This is a genomic window from Ruegeria sp. BG3 (assembly GCF_056538485.1).
This window is the reverse complement of sequence record NZ_JBQFTE010000007.1, coordinates 17,917-33,231: the sequence shown is the minus strand read 5'-3', so window position 1 is coordinate 33,231 and position 15,315 is coordinate 17,917. Positions and strand designations below refer to the sequence as shown.

Below are 15,315 nucleotides of genomic sequence, written 5' to 3'. Positions count from 1 at the left end.
AACCTGCCTTTCGCAAGCGGGCGGGATGGGGTATGGCCCTGCCATGAGCAACACCCCTCCTCCCGGCGACCGGATCGCCAAAGTCCTTGCCCGTGCTGGCGTTGCCTCGCGGCGCGAGGCTGAGCGCATGATCGAAGCAGGCCGTGTCAGTGTGAACGGTAAGGCTATCAAAAGCCCTGCCCTGAACGTGACCGGCAAAGACAGGATCACCGTCGACGGCAAGCCGGTGTCGGACCCTGAACCCTCGCGGCTTTGGCTTTATCACAAGCCGACTGGTCTGGTGACCACGACCAAGGACGAAAAAGGCCGCGCGACGATCTTTGACGAACTGCCCGAAGACATGCCTCGGGTGATGTCCGTTGGCCGGTTGGATCTGAATTCCGAAGGGTTGTTGCTGCTGACCAATGATGGCGGCATCAAACGCAAGCTGGAGCTTCCCTCAACCGGTTGGCTGCGCAAATATCGCGTTCGGGTGAATGGACGCCCCAAGGACGAAGATTTCGCCCCCTTGCGCAAGGGTCTTGTGATCGAGGGCGAGCGGTTTCAGCCCATGACCGTCTCGCTGGATCGTCAGCAGGGCGCGAATGCTTGGCTGACCATCGGCCTGCGCGAAGGCAAAAACCGCGAGATCCGCCGCGCGATGGAGGATATCGGCTTTACCGTAAACCGCCTGCTGCGTGTGTCTTACGGGCCGTTCCAACTGGGCGACCTGAAACCGGGTGAGGTTGAAGAAGTCCGCCGCCGCGTTATGCGCGACCAGTTGGGTCTGGATGGGGATGAAAAACCCGAAGGAACAGCGAAACGCGCGACCCGACCGCAGCGAAAACGCCCTCCGATCGGCAAGAAACCCCGCAAGTGATGCGGGTTTGGCAACCTTCCCCCTAGCGCCAAGCCCTCGTATCCCCTAAATTTTCTGTGAGTGCTGCTATTTGGGGGACTGAATGTCCGGGAGCGGAGTGCAAAAACTGGCCTATGCGGCCCTTCTGGTGCTGCTATTTGGCGTCTGCACCGGCCTGCTTGGGGGTCTGTAGCCATGGCCAAACGGTTCGGTGGCAAATACAGCCCTCAGGGTGAGGACTCGCCAGACAGCCCGCTGCCGCGCGGCCAGTTTGACAATGCTCGGGTCGAGCCTGCAGGCGCGCGGGCAAACATCCTGTTCATTCCCGCGATCCCTCTGGTCTTTTTATCGCTGAATGACGGCGCGATTGGCATGACCATGGGCCTTGTTGCCGCCGGCATTCTGACAGCCGCCGCGTTTTTGCTGCGCGAAGGGTTGCGGGCCGAGGCCGCCTATAACGCCCGCAAAACCGCGCGTCGCCCAGCCTTCCCTCGTAAGATCTTTGCCAGCGTTCTGACCGGGCTTGGAGCTGCGCTCGCGTCCTACCGGACCGAGTTTCTGGACGCTGAGACCGCGGCGCAAGCAAGCCTTGTAGCCCCGATCCTGTTTGGCGCCGCCGCCGCGACCCTGCATTCCGTGTCCTTCGGCTTGGATCCCATGAAAAACAAGGGCATGGAGGGCATCGACACGTTCCAGCAAGACCGTGTCGCCCGCGTCGTCGATGACGCCGAAAAGCATCTGGCCGAGATGACGGATGCGATCAAACGGGCCGGAGATCGACGGATCGAGGCGCGAGTCGAGCGATTTCAGGACACCGCCCGTGATCTGTTCCGCACGGTCGAAGAAGATCCGCGCGATCTGGCGGGCGCACGGAAGTATCTGACCGTGTATCTACAGGGCGCACGTGATGCTACGGTCAAGTTCGCGGATTTATATGCCCGCACCCGCGACGGACAGGCCTTGGCAGATTACTCTGCCCTATTGGATGATCTGGAACAAAATTTCGCCGCGCGTACGCGCAAAATGCTATTGGATGACCGTAGTGATTTGACGGTCGAAATCGACGTGCTGCGTGACAGACTGCAGCGCGAAGGCGTCCGGCTGGACTGACCGGCCCTTCTTATTTGAGCGAGGAACTCCCCTATGTCCGACGAGATCAAGAACAAAGCGGTTGAGGCCGAAACACTGGTACAAGAGGTCACCGCCGTGGCCCTGCCCGAACCGCAGGCCGAGGTCGTCTCGCTTGAAGAGGCCGACGAACCCGTCAGCGCCGAGATCCGCAAGCGGATGGATGAGATCGACATGGGCAACACCAATTCGATCGTCGCCTTCGGCTCGTCCGCGCAGGCCGAATTGCAAGAGATCAGCCAAGCCATGCTGGCGGATGTGCGCAACAAGGATGTTGGCCCAGCAGGCGACAGCCTGCGCAACATCGTCACCACGATCCGGGGGTTCTCGGTCAGTGAGTTGGACGTGCGGCGCGAACGCAGCTGGTGGGAGAAACTACTGGGCCGTGCCGCGCCTTTTGCCAAGTTCACAGCCCAGTACGAAGAGGTTCAGGGCCAGATCGACCGCATCACAGACGATTTGCTGTCCCATGAACACACTCTGTTGAAAGACATCAAGTCGCTGGACCTGCTCTATGAAAAGACGCTGGGGTTCTATGATGAACTGGCGCTTTACATCGCTGCGGGCGAGGAAAAGCTGACCGAGCTGGACAGCCACGACATCCCCGAGAAAGAGGCCGAGGTTCAGGCAGCGCCCGAAGATCAGCAGGTCATGAAAGCGCAGGAGCTGCGCGACATGCGCGCCGCGCGCGACGATCTGGAACGCCGGGTGCATGACCTGAAACTGACCCGGCAGGTGACGATGCAGTCACTGCCCTCGATCCGGTTGGTGCAAGAGAACGACAAATCTCTGGTCACGAAGATCAACTCAACCTTGGTCAACACGGTTCCCCTGTGGGAAACCCAGTTGGCGCAGGCCGTCACCATCCAGCGCAGCGCCGAAGCCGCCGCTGCCGTGCGCGACGCCAATGATCTGACCAACGAGCTTCTGACCTCGAACGCGGCCAACCTGCGCGAGTCGAATAAGATGATCCGCGAAGAGATGGAGCGTGGCGTGTTCGACATCGAAGCCGTCAAACAGGCCAATGCTGATCTGATCGGCACGATCAATGAAAGTCTGGCGATCGCAGACGAAGGCAAAGCCAAACGTGCAGCCGCCGAACAAGAGCTTCAGAAGATGGAGGCCGAACTGCGTGACACACTGGCAGCCGCCAAGGCACGGCGTGACGGGACCGGCGACAACGCCGGAACGGCTGTTCCGGGATAAGGTGGGCTGGGCGTGCGGCCTTTGAGCTTTCTCAAAACGGGCCTAGGTGTTCTGGGGCTTCTAGCGCTTGCGGGGTGCGAAGAGGCGCTGACCTCTTCGGTCGTTCCGCAGGTGCGGCCATCGGCCCCGCCACCCGCAGCGAATGCCTATGTGCCGCCATCCGCGGCCAGTCAGGACCTCGCGCGGTTCTATCAGCGGATCGAGCGGGACCTGCTGACCCGCGGCCTGCTGCGTACCGATGGCGGCGGACCAGACACCCCTTATGACGCCGACGACCTGAGCCGGAATTTTGAGGCCATCGCCTTCTATAGCGAATATCCTGATCACACTGTCTCGCTCGGGTCGCGGCAAACGGATGGGCAACTCAGCCGCTGGTCAGGACCAGTTCGCATCCAAACCGAGTTCGGACCCTCGGTCCTGCCCGCGACTCGCACTAGTGACGCGGATCAGGTGCAGTCCTATGCCGCAAGGCTGGCCAAACTGACCGGTCATCCGATCTCGACCGTCAGTCGCAAGGCCAATTTCCATGTGTTTTTTGCTGGCAAAGATGACAGCGCCTATGTTGTCACTCGGCTCAAGGAACTGGTGCCCAACATCAGTCAGGCCTCACTGGATCTGGTCGCCAATCCGCGCGCGAGTTTCGACTGTTTTGTGTTCGCCTCGGCCACCCGCAATGATCCGAACAAATACGTGCGCGCTGTGACGCTGATCCGGTCGGAACTGCCCGATCTGGTGCGTCGCAGCTGTATTCACGAAGAGATTGCGCAAGGGCTGGGCCTGTCCAACGACAGCCCCGCCGCGCGGCCCTCGATCTTCAACGATGATGACGAATTTGCGTTGCTGACAAGTCATGATGAGAAACTGCTGACAATGCTCTATGATCCGCGTCTTTCGCCCGGAGTGACGGTCGATCAGGCCCGCCCGGTGGTGCGGATCATTGCGCGCGAATTGATGGGGCAGCCGCTCTGACCCCAAGGACAGGAGAACCCAAATGGGAATTTTCGATTTTCTGACCGGAGAATTTATCGACGTTATTCACTGGGTCGATGACACCCGAGACACCATGGTCTGGCGGTTCGAACGCGAAGGGCACGAGATCAAGTATGGTGCCAAGCTGACCGTCCGCGAGGGTCAGGCGGCGGTGTTTGTCCATGAAGGGCAACTGGCGGATGTGTTCACGCCGGGTCTTTATATGCTTGAGACCAACAACATGCCGATCCTGACGACCCTGCAGCACTGGGATCACGGCTTTCAGTCCCCGTTCAAGTCCGAGATCTATTTCGTCAACACCACGCGGTTCAATGATCTGAAATGGGGTACCAAGAACCCGATCATGCTGCGCGATCCCGAATTCGGACCAACCCGCATTCGGGCCTATGGAACCTATACGGTGCGGGTGAAAGACCCGGCGAAATTCCTGGTCGAGATCGTCGGAACCGATGGTGAATTCACCATGGATGAGATCAGCTTTCAGGTCCGCAACATCATCGTACAAGAGTTCAGCCGCGTGATCGCTGGATCCGGCATTCCGGTTCTCGACATGGCGGCGAACACCGCCGATCTGGGCAAACTGATCGCAGCCGAAGTCTCGCCCGTGTTGGATGGCTACGGGCTTGAGATGCCCGAGTTCTACATCGAAAACATCTCGCTTCCGCCTGCGGTAGAGGCCGCTTTGGACAAGCGTACCTCGATGGGGCTGGCGGGCGATCTGGGCAAGTTCACGCAGTATTCCGCCGCCGAGGCGATGACTGCTGCGGCCAACAACCCCGGTCAGGGCGGCAGCATGGGCGCGGGTCTTGGCATGGGAATGGGCATGGCGATGGCCAATCAGATGGCGAACATGGCAGCGGGCCAACCGAGCGGCCCTTGGGGATCGCCTGCCCCCGCTGCCCCGCAACCATCCGCGCATGCGGCCTCGCCGCCCCCTGCGCCCGTTGAGCATGTATGGCATATCGCGGTGGACGGTCAGACCAGCGGACCGTTCTCGAAGGCCAAGATGGGGCGTATGGCCACGGACGGAGAACTGACACGCGAGACACATGTGTGGACCGCTGGTCAGGATGGCTGGAAAAAAGCCGGTGAGGTGCAGGAGTTGGCGCAACTGTTCACGATCCTGCCCCCGCCTCCGCCGGGTGCGTAAGCGGTAGCAGGCGGACGGATGACTGAAGAACACCGCTTTCCCTGCGACCAATGTGGCGCGGACTACCGGTTCAATCCCGGCGATGGCACATTGACCTGTGACCACTGCGGCCATTCAGAACCCATTGGCTCAGGCCCTTGGGGCGGCGCGAGCCTACGCGAGTTGGATTTTGACGCCGCCATCGCAGACCGCCTTCCGGACAGCGAAATTGAGGAAACGCGGGTTCTGTCCTGCCCGAACTGTGCCGCTCAGGTCGAGTTCGACCCGAATACCCACGCAGCAGAATGTCCGTTCTGCGCCACTCCGGTGGTGACGGATACGGGCATCAACCGGCATATCAAACCCAAGGGTGTTTTGCCCTTTGCGCTGGATGAACGGTCGGCCCACAAGGCGATGGGGGATTGGCTGGGTCGGCTTTGGTTCGCGCCGAACGGGCTGAAGGACTATGCGCGCAAGGGCCGAAAAATGCAGGGCATTTACGTGCCCTACTGGACCTTCGACGCGGACACCAAATCCAGCTATCGCGGGGAGCGCGGCACCGTTTACTATGAAACGCGCACTGTTATGCGCGACGGGAAGCGAGTGCAGCAACAGGTAGCCAAAGTGCGCTGGAGTCCAAAATCCGGTCGCGTCGCGCGGTTCTTTGATGACGTTCTGGTGTTGGCGTCACGCTCTCTGCCCAAGAAATATACAGACGCGTTGGAGCCCTGGGATCTGCCCGCACTTGAACCCTACCAGCCGCAATACCTGGCGGGGTTCCGGGCCGAGGCTTATTCGGTCGAGTTGCCCGATGGGTATTCCGAGGCGCGGGCACATATGGTGCGCGTGATCGAGCGTGACGTGCGCTTTGACATTGGCGGCGATCGACAGCGTATTCATGCGGTGGACACTGATGTGCGCGATGTGACGTTCAAGCATATCCTGCTGCCCATCTGGATGGCTGCCTATAAGTATCGCGGGCAAACCTATCGGTTTGTGGTCAACGGGCGCACTGGCCGGGTGCAGGGGGAACGACCGTGGTCTGCGATCAAGATAACCATTGCGGTGGTCCTCGGCCTGCTGGTGGCGGCAGGCGTGGGGTACGTGATGGCGACGTCGCAGGGGTGAGCCCAGCAAAATCACACAGGCAGACGTTTTCCCGACTACGCGCAAGACGCTGGATGACAAGCGGGCCTCCGGCGGCTAAACCGACTGCTGAACGCATGCGATTTGGGGAGAGCGATGCGCGCAGTCTTACAACGGATCTCTAGAGCGTCAGTCTCGGTGGATGGCGCTGTTGTCGGTCAATCGGGACCGGGCCTGATGATTCTCGTATGCGCGATGCAGGGCGACAGCGAAGAGAATGCCTCGAAACTTGCTGCGAAAATCTCCAAGCTGCGCATCTTCAAGGATGACGCCGGCAAAATGAACCGGTCTGTTGTGGACATTGGCGGCTCGGCTCTCGTTGTCAGCCAGTTCACTCTTGCTGCGGATACGGCCAGCGGTAACCGGCCCGGATTTTCGCAGGCCGCTGCGCCGGATATCGGAAAACACCTTTATGAAACCTTTGCCAAGAACCTCGCCGCGTGCGGAATCGCGGTTGAGACAGGGCAATTTGGGGCCGACATGGCCGTTGAGCTGGTCAATGATGGGCCAGTGACAATCTGGATGGAGAATTGATGACCCGCGCTGAACAGGCAATCGCACTCTGGCAAGCCGGAGTCGCGGCGGCAGACGGATACACGGCGACCCGAAAAGCACTATCCGATGTTGCAAAACCGGATCGAATATTGGCCGTGGGCAAACCTGCGGCGGCGATGGCCCGAGCGGCATTGGATCATTTCGGAGACATCCCAACGCTGGTGGTCACCAAGGACGATCACGGGCGCGACTTGCCGGAGGGCGTTGAGGTAATCGAGGCCTCTCATCCCGTCCCGGATAGCCGCAGCCTGGCAGGCGGCAGGGCGCTACGCCTTGCGGTCGAGGCCATGCCACCCGAGGCGCATTTGCTCCTGTTGGTGTCGGGCGGCGCGTCCTCGCTGGCTGAAGATTTGATAGGTGGCAAAACGCTTGAGGATCTGGAGGCGTTGAACAATAAGCTGCTCTCCGAGGGACTTGATATCGGGGCGATGAATGCGGAACGACGCAAGATTTCGCAGGTCAAAGGCGGAGGATTGCTGTCCCGGCTCAAAGGCCGAAAGGTCACGGTTCTGGCGATCTCGGACGTGCCGGGGGATGATCTGAACGTTATCGGTTCGGGCATCGGCGCGCTGCCTGAACAGGTCTCTTACGAGGCCGAAGCGCAGATCATTGCCTCGAACGCCCATGCCCGTGCGGCAGCCGCCGAAGCGGCCGAGGATACGGGTCTGTCGGTACTGGCCAATGAAGAGGCCTTGCATGACGATTATCAAGCTGTCGCCACCGCAATCGGTGAGAAGCTAAGGCAGATGGGATCAGGCGTCATGGTTTTTGGCGGCGAGCCGACTGTTGTGCTGCCCCCAAACCCCGGACAGGGTGGGCGCAATCAGGCACTGGCACTGGCACTGGCGCACGAGATTTCCGGCCTTGAAGATATCACGGTCGTGGTCGGAGGAACCGACGGAACGGATGGCCCAACCAACGCAGCGGGCGGGGTCGTTTCTGGTACCACATGGGCCGAAGGCGCGTACGAGGCGCTGGCTGCCGCCGATAGTGGGGCCTTCCTGGAAAACGCAGGCGCTTTGCTGGTGACCGGGCCGACAGGAACCAATGTCATGGACCTGATTGTCGCAATTCGGGATTAGAATGACGTATTCTCCCGATACCGACCAAGGCAACCAATAGATCATTTTCGTCATAGCGGAGGACGCGAAGACACGGCGCTATGACGGCTTTGATAAACACGGTATTGTCAGGCAAGGCACATTTGCGACACGGAATTCCACTTGCCCGACCCGCTGAAATGCGTCAACGTTGACTCACGCGTCAATAAAAAGCCCGAAAACGGGCGGACACAACCAACTGGGAGCTTCTGAATGAACGAACAACTCACTCACATGTCCAAACAGGTGACGGCAGGCAAACTGACCCGTCGCGAGTTCATGGGCAAAGCCGCCGCTCTTGGCGTTTCGGCAGCCATGGCCAGCACGATGTTTGCCGACGCGGCCCGTGCAGCCGGCCCGAAAAAGGGTGGCGATCTGAAATTCGGCCTGCAGGGCGGCGAATCGACCAACTCGCTGGACCCGGCGACCTATGCAAGCTCGGTCCCGTTCCAGAACGGCAAACAGTTTGGCGACCAACTTGTCGAAGTTGCACCCGACGGCACGATCGAGCCACGCCTAGCCGAAAGCGTCGAAGGCAGTGCAGACGCGAAGGTCTGGACCTTCAAGCTGCGTCAAGGGGTCGAGTTCCACAACGGCAAGACCATGACCAGCGAAGACGTGCTGAAAACCATGCAGCGCCACTCGAACGAAGACTCCAAGTCCGGTGCATTGGGCATCATGAAGGGCATCGAGTCGATGAAGGCCGATGGCGACAACTTCCAGGTCACCCTGTCCGAGCCCAACGCCGACCTTCCCTATCTGATGGCCGACTATCACCTGATTATTCAGCCTGACGGTGGCATGGAGAACCCGGCAGCCGGTATCGGCACAGGCCCGTATAAGCTGGAAGTTGATGAACCCGGCGTCCGCCACCTGTTCACCAAGAACGAAAACCACTGGAACAGCGATTTCGGCAACTTTGACAGCGTCGAAGTGGTAGTCATCAACGACGCAACCGCCCGGACAGCCGCGCTGCAATCGGGTCAGGTTCACGCCGTGAACCGCGTTGAGCCTAAAGTTGCCGACCTGCTGGGCCGCGCACCAAACCTGACTGTCCATTCGACCGCTGGTCGTGGCCACTATGTGTTCATCATGCATTGTGACACGGCTCCGTTCGACAACAACGAACTGCGCACGGCTTTGAAATACGCTATCAACCGCGCGGATCTGGTGGACAAAGTTCTGCGTGGCTATGGCTCGATCGGGAACGACATGCCGATCAACGCGGCCTACCCCTTGTTCGATGAAACCATTGAGCAGCGAGAGTTCAGCGTTGAAAAAGCAGCCGAGCACTACAAGAAATCCGGCCACGATGGATCGCCGATCATTCTGCGCGTTGCAGATGGCGCCTTCCCCGGTGCTGTGGATGCGGCGGCGCTGTTCCAACAAACCGCTGCACAGGCAGGTATCCCGCTGGAAATCAAGCGTGAACCCAATGATGGCTATTGGTCGGAAGTGTGGAACGTTCAGCCGTTCTGTGCCTCTTACTGGGGTGGTCGTCCGGTCCAGGACCAGATGTATTCGACCGCGTATCTGTCGAGCGCAGACTGGAACGACACGCGCTTCAAGGTTCAGGCCTTCGACGACTTGCTGTTCGCAGCGCGCGCCGAACTGGACGCCGAGAAACGCAAGGGCATCTACAGCCAGATGGGCCAAATGGTTCGCGACGAAGGCGGCCTGATTTGCCCGATGTTCAACGACTTTGTTGAAGGCATCAGCAACCAGCTGGACGGTTGGGAATCTGATCCGACGCAAGAGATGATGAACGGCAACATGTCGCGCAAGATGTGGTTCGTGTAACTCGGGCAACGGATAATGCATCCTATCATCAAACTGGTTTCCCAGCGCCTTGCGCTGGGACTCCTATTGCTGCTCGGCGCTTCGGCTCTGATTTTTGGCCTGACCGAAGCCCTTCCCGGAGACGCCGCGCAAGCCGTCCTGGGGCAGTCCGCAACCCCTGAGGCCCTTGCCAACCTACGAGAAGAGATGGGCCTGAACCGCCCTGCCCTAACCCGCTATTTCGAGTGGTTGGGTGGCATCGCGCAAGGCGATCTAGGGCAATCCCTCACCAACAAACTTGATATTTCCGAGAGCATCGGAAAACGCCTGGGCAATACGCTGTTCCTTGCTTGCGTCGCTGCAATCGTGTCTGTTCCGCTTGCGATCTTCCTTGGCCTTCTGGCAGTTCGGTTCCGCAATCGCTGGCCCGACAAGCTGATCTCGGCGATTACTCTGACAACCGTTTCAATCCCCGAGTTTCTGATCGGTTACGTGGTGATCTACTTTATCTCGGTCAAACTGGGCTGGTTCTCATCCCTGGCGATGATCAACGATTCAATGACCTTCGGACAGAAGCTGAATGCAATTGCGCTGCCGGCTTTCGTTCTGACGCTGGTGGTTCTGGCGCAAATGATGCGCATGACCCGCGCGGCCATTCTGAACCTCATGCAATCGGCCTATATCGAAACAGCCGAACTAAAGGGCCTCAGCACTTTTCAGGTCATTGCACGCCATGCCTTCCCCAACGCGATTTCCCCGATCGTAAACGTTGTGATGCTGAACCTGGCCTATCTGGTCGTCGGCGTCGTCGTAGTCGAGGTTGTGTTCGTCTATCCTGGCATGGGGCAGTATCTGGTGGATGCGGTGACCAAACGTGACGTGCCCGTCGTGTTGGCCTGTGGCGTTGTATTCGCGGCCGTCTATATCGGCCTGAACATGGTTGCCGATATCGTGTCGATCCTTGCCAACCCAAGACTGAGGCATCCGAAATGATAAAGAACATTCCTCTTTCGGCACTGATTGGCCTCTTGTTCACTGGCGCATATTTCTTTGTGGCCATCGCGGCCCCCCTGATTGCGCCCTATGGAATGGCAGAAGTTGTTGGTGATGTGTGGGAGCCAGCCAGCGCCGAACATCTGCTGGGTACAGACAATATTGGGCGGGACCTACTGACCCGCATGATCTATGGCGGGCGCACGACGATCTTCATCGCCGCCGCAGCCACGTTGCTCAGCTTTCTGACCGGTACGTCTCTGGGTTTGCTGGCCGCTGTTCTGGGCGGATGGGCGGATCAGGCACTCAGCCGGACTGTTGACCTGATCATGTCGATCCCGACCCTGATCCTTGCGCTGGTTATTCTGGCCATCGTTCCGGTGACCGTTCCGATCCTGATCCTTGTGATGGGCCTGCTGGACGCAACCCGCCCCTATCGACTGTCGCGCTCGGTCGCGGTCGACATCAACGTGATGGACTACGTTGAAGCCGCGAAACTGCGCGGTGAAGGGCGCGCATGGGTTATCTTCCGGGAAATCCTGCCCAACGCTCTGTCACCGCTGGTGGCCGAGTTTGGTCTACGGTTCATCTTCATGGTTCTGTTCATCTCTACCCTGTCCTTCCTGGGCCTGGGCGTGCAACCGCCGCTGGCGGACTGGGGCGGCATTGTGAAGGAAAACAAGGACGGTATCGTCTATGGCATCGGTGCTGCGCTGTGGCCCGCCGTCGCCATCGCGACGCTGGCCATCTCGGTCAACCTTGTGGCTGACTGGGTTCTGAACCGCACCACATCGCTGAAAGGAGGCCGGGGATGAGCGACGATATCCTTCTCAAGGTCCGCGACCTCAAGATCGGCGCGACCGTCTATCCGCCGGGCGAAAAGCCCCATGACATCGAAATCGTGCATGGGGTCAGCTTTGACCTTGAACGCGGCAAGGTGCTGGGGCTAATCGGCGAATCCGGTGCCGGTAAATCCACCATCGGCCTGGCCTCAATGGCCTATGGCCGGGGTGGCGTGAAGATCACCGGCGGCGAGGTCTGGGTCAACGGACGCGATATCCTCAAGACATCTCATGGGGATATCCGCAAGCTGCGTGGGGGTGAGGTCACCTATGTGTCCCAATCCGCTGCCGCGTCGTTCAACCCTGCCAAAAGGATCATGGATCAGGTCGTCGAAGCGGCGGTCGAGCAGAAGAAATTCACCCGCAAACAGGCTGAGGCCCGTGCGCGTGAACTCTTCGCCAAGCTGGGCCTGCCCGATCCGGACAATATCGGCAGTCGCTACCCGCACCAGGTTTCCGGTGGTCAGCTGCAACGCTGCATGACCGCGCTGGCCTTGTGCCCTGAGCCTGATCTGGTGGTATTCGACGAACCCACCACGGCCTTGGACGTGACCACCCAAATCGACGTTCTGATGGCGATCAAAGAAGCCATTGCAGATACCGGCGTCGCCGCGCTCTACATCACCCACGACCTTGCGGTTGTGGCGCAGGTCAGCGATGACATCATGGTTCTGCGGATGGGCGACACGGTCGAGTACGGCAATACCGATCAGATCATCAACAACCCTCAGGAAGACTACACCAAAGCCCTGGTCTCGGTCCGGTCTATCGAACACGAAGAGAAAAAGCCGACCGCAGAGCCGGTTCTTCAAGTCGACGGAATTACCGCGCGCTATAAGGGTCTGAACTTTGATGTTCTGCACAACGTCAATGTTGAGCTCTATCCGGGGCAAACATTGGCGGTTGTGGGCGAATCCGGGTCGGGCAAGTCCACGTTGGCGCGTGTGATTACCGGCCTGCTGCCCGCACGTGAGGGTGAGATCACCTTCAACGGGCGCAAGCTGAGCTCGGATCTGAAGGGGCGCACACGCGAAGACCTGCGAGAACTGCAGATGATCTATCAGATGGCGGACACTGCGATGAACCCGCGTCAGACCGTCGGCACGATCATCGGCCGCCCGTTGGAGTTCTACTTCAACATGCGCGGGGCCGAGAAACGCAAACGCGTTGTCGAGCTGCTGGATGAGATCGAACTGGGTGAAAAGTTCATCGATCGCTACCCGGCGGAACTCTCCGGTGGGCAGAAACAGCGTGTCTGTATCGCGCGGTCACTGGCGGCCAAGCCTAAGATGATCATCTGTGATGAGGTCACCTCGGCCCTTGATCCGCTCGTAGCTGACGGCATCCTGAAGCTGCTGCTGGACCTCCAGAAGATCGAGGATGTGGCCTACCTGTTCATCACCCATGATCTGGCGACGGTCCGCGCAATCAGCGACAGCATCGCGGTTATGTATCAGGGTCGCGTCGCGCGCTATGGCTCGAAGTCTCAGGTGCTTAGTCCGCCATTCGACGACTATACTGACCTGCTGCTCAGCTCGGTTCCCGAGATGGAGCTGGGCTGGCTGGAAAAAGTCGTTGCCAACCGCAAGATGGAGGCGGCAGGGAACTGATCTCTACCCCGATCAAAGCTACGAAATCCCGGCACGTGTCAAAAACAGGTGTCGGGATTTTGCTATTCGGGGCGGGAATGGGCAGCCCAAGTGCTACGAATCTTCTAGGGTCGCCGGAAACACTCTCGAAAAGGGTCGGATCATGGACCGCAAACTCCTCCTCATCATTCTGGACGGCGTCCCGTGGCGCAACTTCCGCCGGTTGTTCGGCAATCTCGAAGGTTGGGTCGATAGTGGTGAGGCCCGCGTGTGGAAACTCCGCTCGGTCCTGCCATCGACCTCGGCCAGTTGCTATGCCTCGATCCACACGGGCGTGACCCCACAGGAGCATGGTTGCACCGGCAACGGCAACGTCTTCCGCCTAAGCCACAAGGACGTATTCAGCCAGGTCCGCGAGGCCGGGGGAGTGACCGGAGCCGTCACCCACAGCTATTGGTCGCAGTTCTTCAACCGCCATCCGTTCGACTATGTGCGCGACGTGGAATACGACGAGTACGAGAGCCAAACCATCAACCATGGCCGGTTCCACAGCATGACCGGCTATGGCAAGGCCAACCAGATGACGCCCTGCGATGTCGATCTGTTTGCCACGCTGACGAACCTGTGCCTGCGCCACGGGTTGGACTACGGCATCCTGCACACGTGCACCTTGGACAGCATGGGCCATCGCTTCTTCCACGATTGCGAGGAAATGGACCACGCCTGTTTCGTGATGGATGAGATGCTGGCCCCCTTCATTCCGAACTGGCGCAAGCTGGGCTATGAGGTCATCGTCACCGCCGATCACGGGCAGGACGAACGCGGTCACCACGGCGGGCGCAGCCCGTTGCAACAGGAAACCGCGCTCTACTACTTTGGCGATGCAGAAGGCCCAGAGGCCGATACCGTGATCGACCAGCTACAGCTTGCCCCTACCATCCTGACCCGTATGGGCGCGCCGCTTGCGGACACGATGAAGGCCAAGCCCTTCCTGAGCTGATCAAAGCACTTCGCTGCCACATACGGCGGCAGGAATGTCCTGAACTTGGCAGGGCATTCCTTTTCTATACTGGACCCGAGATGGGTTAGTCGTAGGACCAGATCCCCTGCCCCAGCGCCTCAATGGCGATGGAAATCCGTTCAAAACTATCTGCCGCGCGCTTGACCGAGGTTCGGGCGCGCAGATAGCCATGGACGAGGCCGGGTTCGTTGATCCATTCTGCCCGTCCTCCGGCGGATTGGATCGCAGCGCAATAATCTGATCCATCATCCCTGAGAGGGTCGCAATCGGCGGTGATGACAACGGTCGGTGGCAAGCTCGAGAAGTCGGTATCCTGAAGCGGGGCAAAGGTTGGATCACCGCTCGGGGCTGGCCCTCCGCATCTGACGGTTTCGTAGAACTTAATATCCTGAAGCGTCAGCAACGGCGCATGCGCGTGTTCGATATACGAGCCTTTGGACGTATCACCGCCCAGCCCGGGGTAGATCAGGACCTGCCCCAAGATGTTCTCTAGCCGACCCCGCGCGTGGTGAGCAACAGATGCGGCCAGATTGCCCCCTGCGCTGTCACCAGCCAGGATCATCGGGTCGCCGAACTCTTCCGCTGCCCAGTTTGTAGCAGTCCAACAATCCTGAAACTGGGCCGGATGCACGTATTCGGGACACAGGCGATAGTCGACGGCGACAATCCGATATCCGGTCTGTGCGCAAATCTCGGCGCAGACATCGTCGTGGCTTTCCAGCCCGCCAACGACGAAACCGCCGCCATGGAAATAGACGACGGTTCGTGTCGGTTGCCCAGCGGTATAAATACGGACCGGCACGCCATTGGCGGACAGGTCCTGCACCGCCACCCCTTCGGGTCGCGGCTGGCGAAAATCCTGACACATCTTGTCATAAACCTTGCGCTGGTCTTCGATTGACAGATCCACCGCATCGTCAGGATAGCTTTCAGCCGTGCGTCTTATGAACGCCCAAGTTTCCTCATCAATCAGACGTTCATAATCCATGTTCACTCCCG

14 protein-coding genes are annotated in these 15,315 nt (G+C 59.5%); 13 read left to right on the top strand and 1 reads right to left on the bottom strand.

The genetic code is table 11. From position 1 onward, the window contains the following. Positions 1-43: 43 nt before the first annotated feature. The 13 genes from ACR0AI_RS11990 to ACR0AI_RS11930 all read left to right on the top strand — a co-directional run bounded on the left by ACR0AI_RS11990 (position 44) and on the right by ACR0AI_RS11930 (position 14,295). On the top strand, positions 44-859 hold the full coding sequence (locus ACR0AI_RS11990; RefSeq protein ID WP_480674613.1) for a pseudouridine synthase: 816 nt from the start codon (positions 44-46) through the stop codon (positions 857-859). 174 nt (positions 860-1,033) lie between these two features. Beyond that, positions 1,034-1,948: a 5-bromo-4-chloroindolyl phosphate hydrolysis family protein gene (locus ACR0AI_RS11985; RefSeq protein WP_480674615.1), complete on the top strand. Its 915-nt coding sequence runs from the start codon at positions 1,034-1,036 to the stop codon at positions 1,946-1,948. Positions 1,949-1,981: 33 nt separating this feature from the next. After that, the gene (locus ACR0AI_RS11980) at positions 1,982-3,172 is read left to right on the top strand and encodes a toxic anion resistance protein (RefSeq protein WP_170374831.1); all 1,191 of its coding nucleotides are present in this window, start codon (positions 1,982-1,984) and stop codon (positions 3,170-3,172) included. A gap of 12 nt (positions 3,173-3,184) precedes the next feature. Further along, positions 3,185-4,141 (top strand): DUF2927 domain-containing protein, encoded by a 957-nt coding sequence (locus tag ACR0AI_RS11975; protein WP_480674617.1) that lies wholly within the window; start codon positions 3,185-3,187, stop codon positions 4,139-4,141. A 22-nt stretch (positions 4,142-4,163) separates the two neighbouring features. Beyond that, positions 4,164-5,312 (top strand): SPFH domain-containing protein, encoded by a 1,149-nt coding sequence (locus tag ACR0AI_RS11970; protein WP_480674619.1) that lies wholly within the window; start codon positions 4,164-4,166, stop codon positions 5,310-5,312. A gap of 18 nt (positions 5,313-5,330) precedes the next feature. Further along, positions 5,331-6,419, top strand: a complete 1,089-nt coding sequence (locus ACR0AI_RS11965; RefSeq protein WP_480674621.1) for a TFIIB-type zinc finger domain-containing protein — start codon at positions 5,331-5,333, stop codon at positions 6,417-6,419. 114 nt (positions 6,420-6,533) lie between these two features. Next, entirely contained in the window at positions 6,534-6,971 is a 438-nt protein-coding gene (dtd, locus tag ACR0AI_RS11960; RefSeq protein WP_480674623.1) for a D-aminoacyl-tRNA deacylase, read from the top strand. Then, the gene (locus tag ACR0AI_RS11955; RefSeq protein WP_480674625.1) at positions 6,971-8,074 is read left to right on the top strand and encodes a DUF4147 domain-containing protein; all 1,104 of its coding nucleotides are present in this window, start codon (positions 6,971-6,973) and stop codon (positions 8,072-8,074) included. Before dtd ends, ACR0AI_RS11955 begins: the two co-directional genes overlap by 1 nt. Before the next feature lie 231 nt (positions 8,075-8,305). Continuing rightward, entirely contained in the window at positions 8,306-9,892 is a 1,587-nt protein-coding gene (locus ACR0AI_RS11950; protein ID WP_480674627.1) for an ABC transporter substrate-binding protein, read from the top strand. A 15-nt stretch (positions 9,893-9,907) separates the two neighbouring features. Continuing rightward, on the top strand, positions 9,908-10,864 hold the full coding sequence (locus tag ACR0AI_RS11945; RefSeq protein ID WP_170374804.1) for an ABC transporter permease: 957 nt from the start codon (positions 9,908-9,910) through the stop codon (positions 10,862-10,864). Next, complete coding sequence (locus tag ACR0AI_RS11940; RefSeq protein WP_170375341.1) at positions 10,864-11,679, top strand: ABC transporter permease; 816 nt, start codon at positions 10,864-10,866, stop codon at positions 11,677-11,679. The genes ACR0AI_RS11945 and ACR0AI_RS11940 overlap by 1 nt, the downstream gene beginning before the upstream one ends. Then, positions 11,676-13,316: an ABC transporter ATP-binding protein gene (locus tag ACR0AI_RS11935; protein ID WP_170374802.1), complete on the top strand. Its 1,641-nt coding sequence runs from the start codon at positions 11,676-11,678 to the stop codon at positions 13,314-13,316. Before ACR0AI_RS11940 ends, ACR0AI_RS11935 begins: the two co-directional genes overlap by 4 nt. Before the next feature lie 142 nt (positions 13,317-13,458). Continuing rightward, positions 13,459-14,295: an alkaline phosphatase family protein gene (locus ACR0AI_RS11930; protein ID WP_480674629.1), complete on the top strand. Its 837-nt coding sequence runs from the start codon at positions 13,459-13,461 to the stop codon at positions 14,293-14,295. Positions 14,296-14,380: 85 nt separating this feature from the next. Here ACR0AI_RS11930 and ACR0AI_RS11925 read toward each other — a convergent pair whose 3' ends face one another. Further along, complete coding sequence (locus ACR0AI_RS11925; protein ID WP_480674631.1) at positions 14,381-15,304, bottom strand: alpha/beta hydrolase; 924 nt, start codon at positions 15,302-15,304, stop codon at positions 14,381-14,383. Between the last annotated feature and the right edge of the window lie 11 nt (positions 15,305-15,315).

Coding starts and splice junctions, on each gene's coding strand:
- ACR0AI_RS11990 (WP_480674613.1), top strand. CDS start 44: ATGAGCAACACCCCTCCTCCCGGCGACCGGATCGCCAAAGTCCTTGCC.
- ACR0AI_RS11985 (WP_480674615.1), top strand. CDS start 1,034: ATGGCCAAACGGTTCGGTGGCAAATACAGCCCTCAGGGTGAGGACTCG.
- ACR0AI_RS11980 (WP_170374831.1), top strand. CDS start 1,982: ATGTCCGACGAGATCAAGAACAAAGCGGTTGAGGCCGAAACACTGGTA.
- ACR0AI_RS11970 (WP_480674619.1), top strand. CDS start 4,164: ATGGGAATTTTCGATTTTCTGACCGGAGAATTTATCGACGTTATTCAC.
- ACR0AI_RS11965 (WP_480674621.1), top strand. CDS start 5,331: ATGACTGAAGAACACCGCTTTCCCTGCGACCAATGTGGCGCGGACTAC.
- dtd (WP_480674623.1), top strand. CDS start 6,534: ATGCGCGCAGTCTTACAACGGATCTCTAGAGCGTCAGTCTCGGTGGAT.
- ACR0AI_RS11955 (WP_480674625.1), top strand. CDS start 6,971: ATGACCCGCGCTGAACAGGCAATCGCACTCTGGCAAGCCGGAGTCGCG.
- ACR0AI_RS11950 (WP_480674627.1), top strand. CDS start 8,306: ATGAACGAACAACTCACTCACATGTCCAAACAGGTGACGGCAGGCAAA.
- ACR0AI_RS11945 (WP_170374804.1), top strand. CDS start 9,908: ATGCATCCTATCATCAAACTGGTTTCCCAGCGCCTTGCGCTGGGACTC.
- ACR0AI_RS11935 (WP_170374802.1), top strand. CDS start 11,676: ATGAGCGACGATATCCTTCTCAAGGTCCGCGACCTCAAGATCGGCGCG.
- ACR0AI_RS11930 (WP_480674629.1), top strand. CDS start 13,459: ATGGACCGCAAACTCCTCCTCATCATTCTGGACGGCGTCCCGTGGCGC.
- ACR0AI_RS11925 (WP_480674631.1), bottom strand. CDS start 15,304: ATGGATTATGAACGTCTGATTGATGAGGAAACTTGGGCGTTCATAAGA.